This window comes from Endozoicomonas sp. GU-1, from assembly GCF_027366395.1.
Lineage (GTDB): Bacteria > Pseudomonadota > Gammaproteobacteria > Pseudomonadales > Endozoicomonadaceae > Endozoicomonas.
The window spans coordinates 1,234,371-1,251,121 of sequence record NZ_CP114771.1; the positions used below are offsets into that span (position 1 = coordinate 1,234,371).

Here is a 16,751-nt window from a genome sequence, read left to right on the forward strand (position 1 = left end):
TTGCAGCCAAGGCAGCTTGGGAGTATTTTTCCCTTAACTTTACATTTTAATGTAGTTTTTTTATCCGAATGTATCGGGTTCAAGCGGGTCCTTATCTTCACTTTACTTTGCGGGTGTATCCATGACCGGCAGTACCATTCTGGTTATCGACGATGACACTATAGTACGTGAAAGCATTGTCGCCTACCTGCAAGGCATTGGCTTCAAAACCCATGAAGCCGGAAATGGACAACAGGGCCTGCATATTTTTCGTGACTGCCATCCGGACCTGATTCTGTGTGATCTGCGCATGCCGATCATGGATGGACTCACCATGCTGAGCCAGGTGCGCAGTGAAGCCAGTGACATACCCTTTATTGTTGTCTCCGGCGCTGGCGTTATGACCGATGTGGTAGAAGCCCTGCACCTTGGAGCCAGCGATTTCCTGGTGAAGCCGATCGTGGATCTTGAGGTATTAGAGTACGCCATCCACCGGGCTCTTGAAAAAGCCCAGTTACTGATGGAAAACAAGCGCTATCGGGCCAGCCTCGAAGAAGCCATCAACTCTTTAAAGAGCAGCCTGACCCTGCTGCAGGAGGACCAGAAAGCCGGCCGCCAGGTGCAGATGAATATGCTGCCCAGACACCCGCTGGAATACAAGGATTTCAAAGTTGACCACAACATCATCCCATCCCTCTATTTAAGCGGGGATTTTGTCGACTATTTCACGCTCAGCGATCACAGTTTTGCCTTTTATCTGGCCGATGTTTCCGGGCATGGCGCGTCATCAGCTTTTGTTACTGTGCTGCTCAAGCATATGTCCATCAGCCTGCTTCAGGACTATCACAACAACGGCGGTAAAATCAGGGTCAAACCGTCACATGTCCTGAGCTACATCAACCAGAGCCTGCTGAAAACCGGACTGGGAAAACATGTCACCGTATTTGGTGGCATAGTCAATACCCGTGACCAGACGCTTACCTACTCGTTTGGTGGACACTTTCCATTACCCGTAATCGCTGAAGAAGGCCAACAGGTCCGTTTTCTTGAAGGCAAAGGCTTACCGGTAGGATTGTTTGAGGATGCTGTTTATGAGGATGTCATTATAGACTTGCCCCGGCAATTCAGCTTAACTATTCTATCAGATGGTATTCTTGAGGTTTTGCCCCAGAAAAGCCTTAAAGAAAAGGAAGATCATTTATTATCGGTTATCGGAGAAGGTGCCGACACCATAGCAACATTGACCGAAAGGCTGGGGCTCAATGATATTCAGGAAGCTCCTGATGACATTGCAATGTTAATACTGGCTCGATACTGATTATGACACCCGGAAAAATTCAGTTTGCCGAAAGCGAAGGTACCTACGTACTGAAGCTGATCGGAGAAGTTCGACTCACCCTCTGCTCCAGCCTGGAGAATCTGCTTCAGGCCATGTTCGAAGAACCGCGATTTCGTTCTGTGATTGTTGACCTTTCAGAGGCGGAAACCATCGACAGCACGTCACTGGGGCTATTGGCAAAATTATCCATTATGGCCAGAAAGCAGATAGACCAGCGGCCAGTGCTGATATCTCCCCGCCCTGATATCACCAGAATCCTTATGAGCATGGGTTTTGAGCGAATCTTTATCATTGTGGAAGATGTCGCCGGTCAGACCTGCGAATACCAGGACATTGAATGCGAGGAGTGCAGTGAGGAATCCATTCATGCCCGGGTACTGGAAGCCCACAGGACACTGATGAGCCTGAATGAAAACAACCAGAAGGCCTTCAGTGACCTGGTTAAGCAACTGGAGCGTTGCAGGCAGCCAGAGGTGACTGCCTGACGTTGGTTTGCACATTGCCTTCAGGTATTACACGCTTTCCACAAGCCTGACAGCATCAAGCAGCACATCAATCCCGGCACCGGCTTTATGGGCATTTTCACTGATATGCCTGCGAAAACGACGACCGCCGGGTACACCGTGATAAAGCCCCAGCATATGGCGGGTAATATGGCTGAGCCATGTTCCCCTGGCAAGCTCTGACTCAATATAGGGCAGCATCTTCTCGATCACTTCAGCGCGACTTTTCACGGGCTGCTGACAACCATAGAGCCGACCATCCACCTCCGATAGCAGATACGGATTCTGGTAGGCTTCACGACCGAGCATCACTCCATCCACATACTGCAGGTGATGATCGATCTCCTCAAAGGTCTTGATCCCGCCATTGATAGAAATATTCAGCCCGGGAAACTGAGTTTTAAGCGCATACACCCAATCTGGCTTTAACGGCGGAATATCCCGATTCTCTTTCGGAGAAAGCCCTTCCAGAACGGCAATACGGGCATGAACGATAAAGGTATCGCACCCCGCCTGCGCCACTGTACCAACAAAGTCCAGCAACTCTTCCCAGGACTCGCGACCATTAATACCAATGCGATGCTTTACCGTTACCGGAATGGCTACACGCTCTTTCATGGCTCTGACAGCATTGGCTACGGTTTCCGGCTCTGCCATCAGACACGCCCCGATACGGCCATTTTGCACCCGGTCACTGGGACAGCCCACGTTCAGGTTCACTTCCTGATAACCCCGCTCTTCCGCCAGCCCGGCACAAAAGGCAAGGTCGCTGGCATCGTGTCCACCGAGCTGAATGGCCAATGGGTATTCAAATGCATCATGCTGTAAAAAGCGGTCTTTATCGCCGAACACCAGGGCACCGGTGGTGACCATCTCGGTGTACAGCAGTGCCCGCTCAGACAGGACGCGGTGGAAGTAGCGGCAGTGTCTGTCCGTCCAGTCCATCATCGGCGCTACACTAAACGTGCGATCCAAGGTTTTATCTACATTATTCATAATTTCCAATAAGTTACCCACGATACCAAATAGCCAAATTTCGCTTTATTTTGCTTTTAAATGCCGAAAAAAGCCTAGAAAACTGATTTGTTGCATCCGTGTTGCAATCCTCCGAATTGTTGCATTATACTTTTAATTATTATAATAGACCATTCATATAACAAACAAAGGACTCGCAAAGTGATACGAAAGTATAAGAAAAATGACGGTAAATTCCGCTATACAGCAACGGCAAGAATCACGATCAATGGGGAACCTTACCAAGACACGGAGACATTCAATAGCGAAAAGCTTGCTAGTAAATGGATAGAAAAAAGGAAAAAAGAATTTATAGCACTCGCCAAACAAGGGAAAACCCAATCTGAATCAGGCCATAAGGAGCCTGATAAACTACTAGTTCCAGAACTTATAGATCTTTACATAAAAAAATGGCATGACGAACCAAAATTGGACATTGGTGGAAGCAAACTTAGCGCCCTTGAATGTATCAAGCATCACCCACTACTCAGTAGACTTAGAGCTACTCGACTTAATAAAGATGTTATTATTAAATACGCCGAAGAGCGTAACAAGCAAGCCAAACCGCAAACCGTGGCTCAAGATATTTCATATTTGAGGCAGCCATTCAAGCACGCAAGAGAACACTTAAATATCGATATTGATGATATCGAATTTAAGAAAGCATCACCAAGTTTAAAGGCAAGAAAACTTATAGATAACTCCATCCCCCGAAGCCGTAAGGCCACACCAAAAGAACTTGGCGACGTAATTGAATACCTTAAATCATCTCCAAGGCGCAAAATACCAGCCCACGATGTTGCAGAATTTGCATACCGCTCCTGCATGCGCCTTAACGAAATATGCAGTCTCAAATGGTCAGATATTGATGATCATTTTCGCACCATATTCATAAAGCAAAGAAAAGACCCATCAAATAAACATAGGAATGACCAAACAATTCCCTTTTCACCAAAAGCGTTAGAAATAATTAAAAGACAAAAAAGAACTGATGCGCGAGTATTTCCCTTTAAAAAAGACTCTGTCAGAGCTGCTTGGGCAAGAGCCTGTGAAAAGCTAGACATTGATGATCTACATTTCCACGACCTTAGACGCACCGGCTTAAGCCAACTAGTAGAAAGCGGACTATCTTTTGAGGAAGCCATGGTCATTTCTGGCCATAAAGATTACGAACAATTGAAACGATATATAAATCTGGACGCTCAAAAAATCGCAAAACGTTTAGAGGAAATAACCAGAGATTAAATATAAAATTCTATGGCAGTTACACAACGCTACTGCCATTCAACAAATACAAATATTATTTATTGAATTTTTCAAAATCTTCCCTTGCATCTTCAAAGCACTCGTCAATATATTTAGCCAAGTCCGTTATATCAACAATATAAGGAGCCTTTTGGTTTTTAGGGTGCAAACGAGTCACTGGAAACGCCACATACCTGCCCGCACCTGTTCACAGGCTCTCTTATAACTGACACCCGTCAAACCCTCGCAGCACTCTTTGAGCGGTATAAAATGCTTTTGATATTGTTTAAATAGTCGATCTTCCGTTATAGTCATTTATTCCCCATTATTACGAAGAATTTTATGAATAAAAAAATGATCGTCAAGGGATTTTTTAAAAATTTTCGACCGAAATATTAGAGCTAAAAAAGGCTTGCTAGCTTGCCTTTATCTGCACCATATACCCCCCTACAACAAAATTAGAAAAGCGATTTTATAAAGGATTTTTTAATCGAAAATTGATTTCAGAGAAAAATATGAATTCATAAAAAAAATAACAATAAAGCCTTGCCAATAAGATATTAATTTATTAAAAATCTATATATAACCCAAAAGGTATAAACCATGAAGAAAACAAACTTTACTGATAACAACACGTCCATTACTCAAGAAACAGACAATACCCCTGCGATTAACCGTGCCATTGAAAACTTGAAGCTAACTGAAAAATTAAAGAGTTCTGTCGCCACTATTTCAAGAGTAAAAAAAGACCTTCTCTACATTGACATAAAGGCTTGCAATTCGAGCCACTACACTGGCCCAGAAAACATACGTTTTAGTATAGTTTTTTTTGAAAAAACATTTTGTAGACCATTCATAGATCATATTGACATTCATTTTAGCGCAAAGATAAATGCAAACAATGACTTCGATGTATCACATATAAGCTGGATTTGTCACGAATACGAAGATGAATATCTAACAAAAAATAACAATGAAAGAAGAGAACTGTTAAATAATTCCATAAAGCTGATAAGAAACTTTATAAAAGACAACTTCAACTCTGAATTAATAATCAACAGTAATACTGATCTTTATTATGGACACCTACCGATCTCCGAGCTGACATATTGAAAAACAAGCATTATCACAAGGCAACCACACAAATAAACCATCTCAAAGCAAGCTCTGGGAAACCCCCAGAGACTTAATTGATTCTTGGTTATAGCATCAAAAAATCGACAAACACCTTTACCCTTCCTCCAACATCCATATGGCAGTCGTGGTTTTATTCCCATTATCATCAGCTATACTGATACTGCGTACATAATTAACCCTTAACTCATTCCTATTAAGACTCACCCACCGACCAAAGTTGATATTAAGCAACCCATCCATAACCTCTGAATTACTAACAAACCTTCCAACTATAAATCTGATTAACTGCTCAGTCGTAAAAACCAGACCCACCTCAGAAGTAAGCGTTTGCATATACTTTTTTACAGTTTTATTTCTATTGAATGACACTTGTGATACCTCAACCCAATCTTATGAACTGGTCTTTTGACCAGAAAAACTAGATATAGTTTCCTCCTGAAAATAATCATGGACACCAAAACCCCCTCCCACCGCCCTACCCCACCTTGGAAGTGGCAGGCTATACGACAAACCATATGAAGAGTAATATAGGTCTGATTTCCAACAGATATTTAGCCCTTCAGGTGCCCATGGATCACTCCGTTCACAACAAAATCGTTAACTTCATCTGGTCAATAGCCGACGACTGCCTTCGGGATGTTTATGTTCGAGGTAAGTACCGTGATGTGATCCTCCCGATGTTCGTCCTTCGTCGGCTTGACTGCCTGCTGGAAGAGACTAAAGAGAAGGTACAGGAAGAAGTAGCCTTTCAGATGGAAGAGTTTGGTGTTCCAGACCAAGATCCGGATGCTCTGCGTGAAGCTTCCGGGTATGTGTTCTACAACACCTCAGAACTTACCTTGAAGGATATGACCGGCAACCCATCCCAGTTGGTCAGTAACTTCAAGCATTATTTGGATAGTTTTTCTGAAAATGTAAAGGAGATCATCCAGAAATTTGACCTGTACAACCAGATCAACAAACTGGCAGGAGCTGACAAGCTTCATGACGTGATTGAAAAGTTTGTCTCCCCAAACATCAATCTCAGCGCCAATCCAGCGAAAGACGCTGATGGTCGCACTTTGCCTGCTCTTACTAACCTTGGCATGGGCTATGTCTTTGAAGAGCTGATTCGTAAGTTCAACGAAGAGAACAACGAAGAGGCTGGTGAGCACTTTACTCCTCGTGAAGTGATCAAGCTGATGACTCACTTCTTGTTTCTGGAAGTAAAAGACCAGCTTCCACCGGTTATCACCATTTATGACCCAGCTTGCGGTTCTGGCGGTATGCTCACAGAATCCCAGAACTTCATCAAAGACCCGGAAGGGCAAATCGCTTCAAAATCGGCAGTGCATCTCTATGGCAAAGAGATCAATGGTGAGACCTATGCCATCTGTAAATCCGATATGATGATCAAGGGCAACAACCCGGAAAATATCCGGTTTGGCTCTACCATTGCCAGTAACGAGTTTGAAGGAACCCGCTTTGACTTTGCTCTTTCCAATCCTCCATATGGTAAAAGCTGGAGTACTGAGCAGAAGTTTGTGGTTGAGGGTAAAGAAATCCTTCAACCTCGCTTTGAAGTAAACCTGCCTGATTTCAAAGGAATCCACAGCTTTCAGAAAGCCACACCCTCTTCATCTGATGGACAACTTTTGTTCCTGATGGAAATGGTGGACAAAATGAAGACCGTTGGTCAAAACAACATGGGGGCTCGTGTTGCTTCCGTTCATAACGGTTCCTCTTTGTTTACTGGTCAAGCAGGCAGTGGTGAGAGCAATATTCGTCGCTACATTGTTGAGAATGACTTTCTGGAAGCCATTATCCAACTACCGAACAATCTGTTCTATAACACTGGAATCACCACCTATATCTGGATTCTGAACAACAATAAGCCTGACCACCGTAAGGGCAAAGTCCAGCTACTTAACGCTCAAAACATGTACCAAAAGCTTCGTAAGAATTATGGTGATAAAAACTGTGAGTTGACCGACGACCATATTGATGAGTTGACCAAGCTCTACCATAAAATGGCCGGGGCTGATGAAAGCGATATTACCAAAGTCTTCGATAACAAAGATTTTGGCTACTACAAGGTTACGGTTGAGCGCCCGCTACGTAAATCTGCCCAGTTTACTGAAGAGCGTGTGAGTGAGCTTCGCTTCTTCCCGGCACTGCGGGATGAAATGAAGTGGATCTACCAAGAGTTTGGTGATGCTGTCTATGGCAACGACACCCTCATGGAACACCGACAAGCCATTATCCAGCACTTTGAAGATCAGGGTGAAAACCTGACCAAGAAAAACAGAGATAAGTTGTTGGCACAAAAGACATGGGATGACCAGAAAAAACTGATCAACGCTGCCCAGCAACTGATGGCAAAGATGGGGTCAGAGCAAACGAACGACTTCAACCAGTTCAAGGATGAGTTCAATAAAGCGTTGAAATCTCTTGGTCTCAAGCTTTCAGCCGGTGACAAAAACCAGATCTTAAACGCTTTCAGTTGGCGTGATGAAAACGCTGTACCAGTCATCAAGAAGGTTCATTCGTTGGCACAGGTAACAAGTATCCTGTCTGAAATCCTTGAGCATCAGGAAGACGATAATGGGAACCTTCAGGATTACGGTTTCTGGCGTTTAGAAGGAACCCAGTTTACCGAGTACGAGCCCGACTCCGAGCTGCGTGATACAGAAAACGTACCTCTGAAGGAAGATATTCACCAGTACTTTGTTGATGAAGTGCGCCCTCATGTAGACGACGCTTGGATAGCTCTGGATAAGACCCTAATTGGCTGTGAAATCAGCTTTAATAAATACTTTTACCAGCATAAGTCTCTACGTTCTTTGGAAGAAGTCACAGGAGACATTCTACGTTTAGAGAGTGAGACAGAAGGCTTGCTGAAGAAGTTGGTTAGCCTTGGGGAGGCGAAGTAATGGAAGCCTCCATTGAGTTCCCTAAATATGACAGCTACAAGGATAGCGAAATTCCTTGGATTGGTGATATTCCAACGAAGTGGGAAAAGGTCAAAGCTAAATGGCTATTCACAAAAATAGATCGCCCTGTTCGAGCTGAAGATGATGTTGTTACAGCCTTTCGTGATGGGCAAGTAACACTCAGAAAAAACCGTAGAACGGAAGGTTTTACTAATGCCCTAAAGGAGCATGGCTATCAGGGCATCCGTAAAGGTGATTTGGTTATTCATGCTATGGATGCCTTTGCAGGGGCGATTGGTGTTTCTGATTCAGATGGGAAATCGACCCCAGTCTATTCTGCATGTATTCCAAGAGGGGAGTTTTACACAAATACAAAATATTACGCTTACCTACTCCGTTATATGGCTCTCAGTGGTTATATAAACTCATTAGCAAAGGGGATCAGAGAGCGTTCGACCGATTTCCGCTTCAGTGATTTTTCTGATCTAATTTTGCCAAATCCATCAGAAGCTGAACAGGATCGTATAGTCAATTTTCTCGACCAAAAAACCGCCGAGATCGATGCCGCCATTGCCAAAAAGCAGGAGCTGATCCAGCTACTGAACGAGCAGAAAACCATTCTGATCAACCGAGCTGTCACCAAGGGACTAAACCCCAATGTCAAAATGAAAGACAGTGGTGTGGCTTGGATTGGAGAAACCCCTGAGCATTGGAGAGTTTGCTCGCTGAGTCATACAGCATCTATCACTACTGGTGCAACGCCTGACCGAACGAATCCGAATTATTGGAATGGCACTATACCGTGGATCAAAACAGGTGAAGTCAAATTTTCAAATATTGAAAGTAGTGAAGAATATATATCAGAATTAGGTCTAAAGCACTCAGCAGCAAGACTAGCACCTGCCGAGACATTACTTATGGCAATGTATGGTCAAGGTGTCACCAGAGGACGTGTTGGTATACTAAAAGTTCCTGCCGCCTTCAATCAGGCTTGTGCAGCAATCATAGTAAAAAAAGAATTGTCTACAAATTATGCATTTTATTTTCTTTATGCTGCATACCCTTTCATCAGAGATGCTGGAAATGAAACAAGTCAGATGAATCTCAGTTCTGGCTACATTGCAAAGATTAAAGTACTTGTACCTCCGGAAGATGAGCAGAATAAAATTGTCTCATACTGCCGTGAGTTGCAAACTGAATATGCCAACATAGAACAACTACAGGTTGATGAAATCAAAGCGTTACAAGAATTCAAACAATCGCTAATCGCACACGCCACAACCGGAAAGATCAAAGTCTAGGGAAGGAGTCAACATGGTTAGCAATACCGGCGAAGATGCACTGGAACAAGCCATTGAAGCTGCGCTGACAGGTGACTGTCGTGAAAACCGTGGTTCAGCAGCACAACCTCCTGCTTCCTACGGTCAGGCAAAGCACCGTGGTCAAGGTTATGTTGCAGGCAACCCTGCGGATTTTGATCGCCGGTTTGCTATCGATAAAACCCTGTTCTGGCATTTCCTGAAAACTACCCAAGCCGAAGAACTGGCAAAGCTGAAAAACCAGCCTAACTGGGAACAACTGGTACTGGAACGGCTGAGTAACAAGATTCGCAAAGATGGTGTGATTACGGTGCTAAAGAAAGGGTTGTCTATTAATGATGCCCATCTTAACTTGCTGCATAAAGGGGTCTACAACAGCCTGAACCCCAACCAGAAGAGCCTGTTTGAACAGAATATCTTCTCCATTACCCGACAGGTGCATTACTCGGAAACGGAACCGGGCAAATCGGTGGACATGGTGCTGTTTATAAATGGCTTGGCGCTGGCGACTTTCGAGTTGAAGAAGCCTCAGACCAAGCAAACCGTTCACAACGCCATGAAACAGTACAGGGAAACCCGTGACCCAAAAACTACACTGTTCCGCTTCGGCCAGTGTCTGGTGCATTTTGCGGTAGACACTGACGAAGTGTTTATGACTACCCATGTGAATGGTCAGAGCACTTTCTTCCTGCCGTTTAATAAGGGCGTGAACCACGGTAAAGGGAATCCCGCTAACCCCGGTGGTTACAAGACTGCCTATCTCTGGAAAGAGGTTTTGGAGCCGCATTCGCTGGTTCAGATTGTTGAACACTTTGCCAAGATGGTTGAAGAGAAAGACCCTAAAGGCAAAATCAAGAAGATCCTGTACTTCCCCCGCTATCACCAGATGGAAGTGGTGCGCCGTATTCTCTCTGATGCCAAGACCAATGGTGCTGGACAGCGTTACCTGATTCAACACTCGGCGGGTTCTGGCAAGTCCAACTCCATCACTTGGCTGGCCTTCCAGCTTATCGAACTGTATGACCCTGCTGGACGGGAGAACGTGTTTGATTCCGTGGTGGTGGTGACAGACCGGAAAATCTTGGATCAACAGCTTCGTAACAATATTCGTCAGTTCTCAGAAGTGAAAAATATTGTCGCTGCGGCTGAGAAGTCTGCCGAGCTAAAATCCCATCTGGAGCAGGGTAAACGGCTGATTATAACCACCATCCAGAAATTCCCGTTTATTGTGGATGGTATTGGCGATCTCTCGGAGAAACGCTTTGCGGTAATTATCGATGAGGCTCACTCCTCCCAGAGTGGTAAGAGTGCTGACAAACTGAATATGTCCCTCGGAATGGAAGACGAGCAGACAGAAGACGTTATGCAGGACAAAATCCTGAAAGCGATGGAGGGGCGCAAGATGAGCAGCAATGCTTCGTTCTTCGCCTTCACTGCTACGCCCAAAAAAGAGACTTTAGAGAAGTTTGGCAGGGAATCACCAAAAGACGGGAGATTCTACCCATTTCATCTCTACTCCATGAAGCAAGCCATTGAAGAGAACTTTATCCTCGATGTGTTGCAGAACTACACCACCTATCAGAGCTTTTATGAGATCCAGAAGCAGGTGGCAGATAATCCCGCCTTCAACAGTAAAAAAGCTCAGGCTACGTTGAAAGCATATGTGGAGAGTCATCCGGATACTATTGAGAAAAAAGCATCAGTGATGGTAAACCACTTCATTGAGAGTGTGGTGAAAGGCAGAAAGCTCAAGGGTAAAGCTAGGGCAATGGTGGTGGCATCCAGCATTCCACGAGCCTACGAATATTATGTGGTGATCTCCCGCCTACTGAAAGAGGCCAACATGCCCTTTGGGGCGATTGTCGCCTTTTCTCAGAAAGAAGGGTTTGAGCACACTGAAGAATCCGTTAATGGCTTTGCCGGTAAAGATATTCCAGATCGATTTAAAACTGATGACTACCGGATTCTGGTGGTGGCGAAGAAATATACCACCGGCTTTGATGAACCATTACTGCACACCATGTATGTGGACAGAAAGCTGCAAACGGTTCAGGCAGTACAGACGTTATCCCGCCTGAATCGCTGTAACCAGAAGATGGAGAAGAACGACACCTTTGTGCTGGACTTTGCTAATACCACCACAGAGATCAAGGCGGCGTTTGATCCCTTCTACACCAGCGCTGTTCTGGAGGGAAAGACAGACGTTAATGCACTGCACGACTGGAAAGATGAGTTGGATAAGGTGGGTGTCTACGAGTGGAAGGAGGTTGACGAGTTTAACCAACTATTCTGGAATAACCGCCCTGATGAAGAGCTTCATATTATCGCTGACCCGGTTGCCGAACGCTTTGACAAACTGGGTGAAGAACTGGGTGATGAGGATGAAGCCGACAAGCTGAAGATTGATTTTAAAATCAAGGCCAAACAGTTTGTGAAAGTATATGCCCAGCTTGCCTGTATCATGTCGTTCAATAATGTTCGGTGGGAAATGTTGCACTGGTTCTTGTTGTTCCTGATCCCAAAGCTGAAGGTTAAAACTCCGGAAAAGGAAGATCTGAAAGCACTTCTGGAAAGTGTAGACATGAACACTTACGCCATGGCGAGGGTGAAGCTGAACGAGCGCATTGAACTGGATAGTAACGAAACGGTTGTAGAGCCTCAGAACCCTAATCAGCGTGGGTATCACGGTGAAGAGGATAAAGATCCGTTGGATGTGATTGTTGAGAACTTCAATGAACGTCACTTCAATGGTTGGGAGGCAACTCCCGAAGAGCGTAAGGTGAAGTTCAAGAGCATCGTAAAACTTGTTCAGGACAGCCCGGATTATGAGGCGCAGGTGCTCAATAATAAGGATGAACAAAATCGACGGATTGCCCTTGAGTCACTGATCCAACGAGCAGTGATGCTACAACGCAGACAGGAGTTGGATCTTTATAAGCTGTATGTGAAAGATGATGATTTCCGCAGGACTTTTGAAGGGACTATTGAGCAGATATTGGCGGTGGAGGCTGTAAACGCTAATAAAAATGACAGTCACAGACCAATTTAATTTTCAATTCGAGACCATAAGCTGCCTGAATTTTTACTAAGGCAGCATTCAACCATTTAGAGAAAGAACGAATGCCAGACCACCATATCAAGATGAAAAATGTTGCCAGCTATCATGCCACAGAAGAGCAAGTGCTGGACATATCAAAGCAAAATACGATTGTTTATGGGATGAACGGTGCAGGGAAGTCTACCATTTCAAACTTCCTTTATAGTCTACAAAACGACCAAGCAACTACTAGTGATGAGTTTCTCTCATGCTCTGCTCAGATTGACGGGGAAGCTAATTACTTCGTTTACAACCAAAAATTTATCGATGATGTCTTTGCTGATAAAGACCATCAGCAAGGGGTGTTCACTCTCAGTAAAGATAATGTAGATATTGAAAGGAAGAAAAAGCATTTTGAGACTAGAAAAGACAAGTTTTCAGTACTTTACAGCAATACCAAGTCGGAGAGCAAAAGACTTAATAAAGAAATGGACGATGCTAAATCCATGATTGAGGAAGAAGTGTTCAAAGTAAAGAGAGCCCTAGAACGGACTGCTCTTTCGGACTTTCTTACCGGGCACAAATATAAAAATTCTTTTTACCAAAAAGTAATATCAGTAGATCCTCTCTCCGACGTAAGCTTGGACGACCTGATAGCAGAAATTAATAAACTGCATAAATATAAAGGCAATAAGATAGGAAAAATCACCTTACCTACCTTTCCTGCTATTTCAGAAAAAAACCTTAAAATATTACAAGAACCATTCGTCACCTCAGGAAATACACAGTTTTCTGAGTTCGTAAATCGTTTGGATAATCTCACTTGGGTGGTAAAAGGTAAATCCGATTACTTGAAAGAAGGCCAAACTACTTGTCCTTTTTGTCAGAGAGAAACTATCGATGATCAACTCCGTAATCATATGGAGAACCTATTTGATGACACATATAAGGATAACCTGAACCAGCTAAATAGCTTATTGCAAAGTTATAGCGAACAAACAAGCATCTATATTGAAAAAATCAAAAGTGAATTTCAAAGCTGCCCTATAGATAAAACGGATATCGGTGAAATAGCGCCCTATCTAGAGGCGTTAAATATGCACTTCAGAAGTAACCTAACTAAAATTAGTGATAAAATAGAAAATCCAAGCCTTGAAATAGAGATTGAAGGTTGTGAACAGTGGCTTGAGGCCATTGAGAAGAAATACTCTCTTAGCAATCATATCATTGATGAAATTAATGATAACATCGACAGAGTTGATGAGGTTAAAGGCAATATTGCCAATAAAATGTGGCGTGTTATCCATGCACAAACCCAACATGCGATAAATTTATATAACTCTCAATATAGCCAGTTAACCAAGTCATTAAGTGATAATGAAGCTAGGCTAAAAAAAATCGAGAGAGTTGGAAAAAATCTGAAAGCCAAGATTGAAGTCTTGCTAGGGATGACTACAAATATTGATGATACAATTAAAAGAATCAACCAAGACTTAGAAAGGCTCGGTATTACAGGCTTCACAATTGAAAAAAACTCAGAAAATGATAGCTCTTTCAGGCTACACAGAGTCAGAACGAGTCAAAATTCAAACATCTTTAAAAGCCTGAGTGAAGGTGAAAAAACGCTGATCACCTTTTTATATTTCGTTGAGATGTGCAGAGGAAGTATCAGTAGAGATAGTGCAATACATGATAAAGAAAAAATCATTGTTATCGATGATCCGATCTCTAGTCTTTCACAAAATTATATTTATGAAATCGCATCGCTCATACAGTCTAAAGTGGTTCTTGGCAAACCTTTTAGAAAGGTCATTATTTTAACACATAGTTTATTCTTCTATCAGGAGATGATTAAACTTGCCTCTGGAGGAGATAAAAAGTTTGAAGAAAATTATAGTCTTTATCGCATCACAAAAAATAATACATCTATCATTCAAAAAATCACAAAGAATGAGATGCAAAATGACTATGAGTCTCTATGGCAGATAGTGAAAGATGTTGCTGTGCACAATTCAAACCCTGTAGTGCTGCCAAATGTAATGAGAAACATTCTTGAATACTATTTTGGCTTTTTAAAGAAAACCTCTAAATTGCATGAAGAAATAAATAAACTGGCAATACAAGAATCAGACCATGGATTCAAGGCTTTTTATAGGTATATCAACAGGCAGTCTCATTCTGACCCAATAAACACTGGTTTTATGATTGATGTTGCTCCTGACAGATACATCGAGAAATTTGAGGAACTTTTCAAGAAGCTCGATCAACATGAGCATTTTGAAGCAATGTACCGGTAAGATTGAGAGGACGTTACCACCGCAGCATTTATGAATTACCGTCTAGGCAGTGACCGGAAGTGCTGACACACTGTTTCGAGCCTGCCGAGACGAAAGCGAACGTACTGACGTACGTAGACAACTTTCTGAATCATGCGCAAATCTCCATGAAACGTCCATGCTTGCCATGGACAACCCTCATTACCCAACGTAATAAGCTACTTTGGTCACTCAGGCTGGAGAGTTACTTTGGTGGTAACACGGGCATAATATAATACTACCCGTACAGTTGTAAACGACGAACTTAACCTATTTACAAGCTTCATTACAGCTGTAAGCATTTAGAATACATTTATAGAGTTATTTCTGATACCTTCTTTATAAAGCTCTTTAATCTGCCATGGCTTTTATCAAAAAACTCTCTACCATGCTTGTATAAAAAATTAAATTTCTCAACCAAAGAGTCATAAGTTCTTTCAAGTTTTGAAAATCGTTTTTTCAAATCATTATGCAATGATATTTCAGAAGCAAGTTCATTCCTTGTTTTCGCAAGTTCTACCCCCTTCATTCTTTCGCTATACCTTAAATCATTGTTGGACTTCTCCAAACAAAGTATTTGTTCTTCTTGAAGCTTAACAACTCGCTTAACCTCTCCAAAAATAAAATGCTTATTTTCAATAACCCCTGAAAGTTCTTTAATCTCTGATAACTTTTCCTCCCTAATCTCATCCTCAAGACTTTTTTCAATTTCACCTTTTATTTCATATCGATACTTAATTAGCTCCTCATTAATCTCTTTAACTTTCATACTTTTAAAATCATCTACTTTTGACTTGATGACTGGAATTCGTTTCTTTTCTTGATTTATTTCAGCATTAATAGACTCTAACTCACTCTTCTTTGATAGTATTTCGGAGCCAAGTTTATTCCTGTCAACGAACCTGTCTAGATCAGCCTTTCTCTGCTTAAAAGCTGCATTTTCCAAAGACTGCTGACCATTCAACCAATCAAAGTATTCCACCCTATTGTTAAATCTTTTTCTACCGGGACCTAGCCTCTGATGACCATGATATGATGATACACTTGCAAAATATCGATCTTGTAGTTTTTCCATGGCAGCCTTATAGGCATTCTGTTTAACCATAATTTTATCTTTACCCTTTAGGAGATTTGCTTGTGCCTCAACCTCTTTTTCTGCTCTTTTACCATCATGAATGCTATCAACACCTCTAATTAAAGGTACAAGCTCACCATCGACGGTAGCTTCGTAAACCTCAGGAAGACAATAAAAATGAATATGCGGATGATTCTCGTCAAGATGTACAATAGCAGTTTGTAAACGATCACCGTATTCTTTTTTAAGAAAATCAAGACAATCAGAAAGCCATAGATCAACCATTTTTTTTGTGGAAGAATCTGAAATATAGTCAACTGATAATCTTGGATTGCTGGCAACACCTGCTAACAATATTTTCTGATCGGTTCGGATTTTCCTAGTCGCTAAGTCTCCACCTTTTTTTACTACCAGTGTTTTTGCTGATGCATAGATTTTTTCAAGCTTCTCTTCGAGCCGAGGCAGCTCCATACCATAAAGGAGAACAGGTGGTTGAGGAGCTATGACATGATCACAATAACCCGGTGATCTCTCTGCTTCATTTATAATCCCCTTAATTGTTCTCTGACTGGACGCCTTATCCGCCAGCCTATTTCTTTTATGGTCATTTAAAGCACGATTAATATTCTTTGAATTTGGTCGCCCACGTTTGCTCTGTCTTTTATTACGATTAATTGCAGCATTTCTATTTTCTTTTTTACCATAGAGTTCAACATGAAAAAACTGCTGACCCGTTGTTATTTTTTTGTTAGTTATTGTCATAATAAATAAAAATTGATCAAAGAGAAATTCCTAGGGGATTCAAGGGGGCACCCCCTTGACCGACGTATTAGCTTGCTAATCCTAGTCGGTTGCTATGTATTAGTTAACAAATAC

The 16,751-nt window shown here is 42.5% G+C and carries 11 protein-coding genes; 8 read left to right on the forward strand and 3 right to left on the reverse strand.

Going from position 1 to position 16,751, the window contains the following annotated elements:
- Nucleotides 1–121 precede the first annotated feature (121 nt).
- Both O3276_RS05065 and O3276_RS05070 read left to right on the forward strand, forming a co-directional pair.
- The gene (locus O3276_RS05065) at nucleotides 122–1,297 is read left to right on the forward strand and encodes a SpoIIE family protein phosphatase (RefSeq protein ID WP_269674659.1); all 1,176 of its coding nucleotides are present in this window, start codon (nucleotides 122–124) and stop codon (nucleotides 1,295–1,297) included.
- Between the two features lie 2 nt (nucleotides 1,298–1,299).
- Nucleotides 1,300–1,803 carry an STAS domain-containing protein gene (locus O3276_RS05070; RefSeq protein ID WP_101748885.1) on the forward strand — a complete coding sequence of 168 codons (504 nt, stop codon included), beginning with the start codon at nucleotides 1,300–1,302 and terminating at the stop codon, nucleotides 1,801–1,803.
- A gap of 27 nt (nucleotides 1,804–1,830) precedes the next feature.
- Here the strand turns inward: O3276_RS05070 and dusA are convergent, their stop codons facing one another.
- Entirely contained in the window at nucleotides 1,831–2,817 is a 987-nt protein-coding gene (gene dusA / locus O3276_RS05075; RefSeq protein WP_269674660.1) for a tRNA dihydrouridine(20/20a) synthase DusA, read from the reverse strand.
- Nucleotides 2,818–2,997: 180 nt separating this feature from the next.
- Between dusA and O3276_RS05080 the strand changes: the two genes are divergently transcribed.
- The gene (locus O3276_RS05080; protein ID WP_269674661.1) at nucleotides 2,998–4,080 is read left to right on the forward strand and encodes a site-specific integrase; all 1,083 of its coding nucleotides are present in this window, start codon (nucleotides 2,998–3,000) and stop codon (nucleotides 4,078–4,080) included.
- 55 nt (nucleotides 4,081–4,135) lie between these two features.
- Here O3276_RS05080 and O3276_RS25645 read toward each other — a convergent pair whose 3' ends face one another.
- Nucleotides 4,136–4,270, reverse strand: a complete 135-nt coding sequence (locus tag O3276_RS25645; RefSeq protein ID WP_269676300.1) for a pyocin activator PrtN family protein — start codon at nucleotides 4,268–4,270, stop codon at nucleotides 4,136–4,138.
- A gap of 413 nt (nucleotides 4,271–4,683) precedes the next feature.
- On the opposite strand from O3276_RS25645, the gene O3276_RS05085 reads away from it, so the two are divergent.
- The 5 genes from O3276_RS05085 to O3276_RS05105 all read left to right on the forward strand — a co-directional run bounded on the left by O3276_RS05085 (nucleotide 4,684) and on the right by O3276_RS05105 (nucleotide 14,782).
- Nucleotides 4,684–5,193 carry a hypothetical protein gene (locus tag O3276_RS05085; RefSeq protein WP_269674662.1) on the forward strand — a complete coding sequence of 170 codons (510 nt, stop codon included), beginning with the start codon at nucleotides 4,684–4,686 and terminating at the stop codon, nucleotides 5,191–5,193.
- Between the two features lie 593 nt (nucleotides 5,194–5,786).
- On the forward strand, nucleotides 5,787–8,129 hold the full coding sequence (locus O3276_RS05090; RefSeq protein ID WP_269674663.1) for a type I restriction-modification system subunit M: 2,343 nt from the start codon (nucleotides 5,787–5,789) through the stop codon (nucleotides 8,127–8,129).
- Entirely contained in the window at nucleotides 8,129–9,430 is a 1,302-nt protein-coding gene (locus tag O3276_RS05095; RefSeq protein ID WP_269674664.1) for a restriction endonuclease subunit S, read from the forward strand. The genes O3276_RS05090 and O3276_RS05095 overlap by 1 nt, the downstream gene beginning before the upstream one ends.
- Before the next feature lie 13 nt (nucleotides 9,431–9,443).
- Nucleotides 9,444–12,497, forward strand: coding sequence for a type I restriction endonuclease subunit R (locus O3276_RS05100; protein ID WP_269674665.1), 3,054 nt, complete (start codon nucleotides 9,444–9,446; stop codon nucleotides 12,495–12,497).
- A 71-nt stretch (nucleotides 12,498–12,568) separates the two neighbouring features.
- Nucleotides 12,569–14,782, forward strand: a complete 2,214-nt coding sequence (locus O3276_RS05105; RefSeq protein ID WP_269674666.1) for an AAA family ATPase — start codon at nucleotides 12,569–12,571, stop codon at nucleotides 14,780–14,782.
- A 331-nt stretch (nucleotides 14,783–15,113) separates the two neighbouring features.
- Here O3276_RS05105 and O3276_RS05110 read toward each other — a convergent pair whose 3' ends face one another.
- Complete coding sequence (locus O3276_RS05110) at nucleotides 15,114–16,637, reverse strand: plasmid recombination protein (RefSeq protein ID WP_269674667.1); 1,524 nt, start codon at nucleotides 16,635–16,637, stop codon at nucleotides 15,114–15,116.
- Nucleotides 16,638–16,751: the final 114 nt, after the last annotated feature.

Excerpts from the sequence above, each read along its gene's own strand:
- O3276_RS05110 (WP_269674667.1), bottom strand. The coding sequence starts at position 16,637 with ATGACAATAACTAACAAAAAAATAACAACGGGTCAGCAGTTTTTTCAT.
- O3276_RS05070 (WP_101748885.1), top strand. The coding sequence starts at position 1,300 with ATGACACCCGGAAAAATTCAGTTTGCCGAAAGCGAAGGTACCTACGTA.
- O3276_RS05100 (WP_269674665.1), top strand. The coding sequence starts at position 9,444 with ATGGTTAGCAATACCGGCGAAGATGCACTGGAACAAGCCATTGAAGCT.
- dusA (WP_269674660.1), bottom strand. The coding sequence starts at position 2,817 with ATGAATAATGTAGATAAAACCTTGGATCGCACGTTTAGTGTAGCGCCG.
- O3276_RS05090 (WP_269674663.1), top strand. The coding sequence starts at position 5,787 with ATGGATCACTCCGTTCACAACAAAATCGTTAACTTCATCTGGTCAATA.
- O3276_RS05085 (WP_269674662.1), top strand. The coding sequence starts at position 4,684 with ATGAAGAAAACAAACTTTACTGATAACAACACGTCCATTACTCAAGAA.
- O3276_RS05065 (WP_269674659.1), top strand. The coding sequence starts at position 122 with ATGACCGGCAGTACCATTCTGGTTATCGACGATGACACTATAGTACGT.
- O3276_RS05105 (WP_269674666.1), top strand. The coding sequence starts at position 12,569 with ATGCCAGACCACCATATCAAGATGAAAAATGTTGCCAGCTATCATGCC.
- O3276_RS05095 (WP_269674664.1), top strand. The coding sequence starts at position 8,129 with ATGGAAGCCTCCATTGAGTTCCCTAAATATGACAGCTACAAGGATAGC.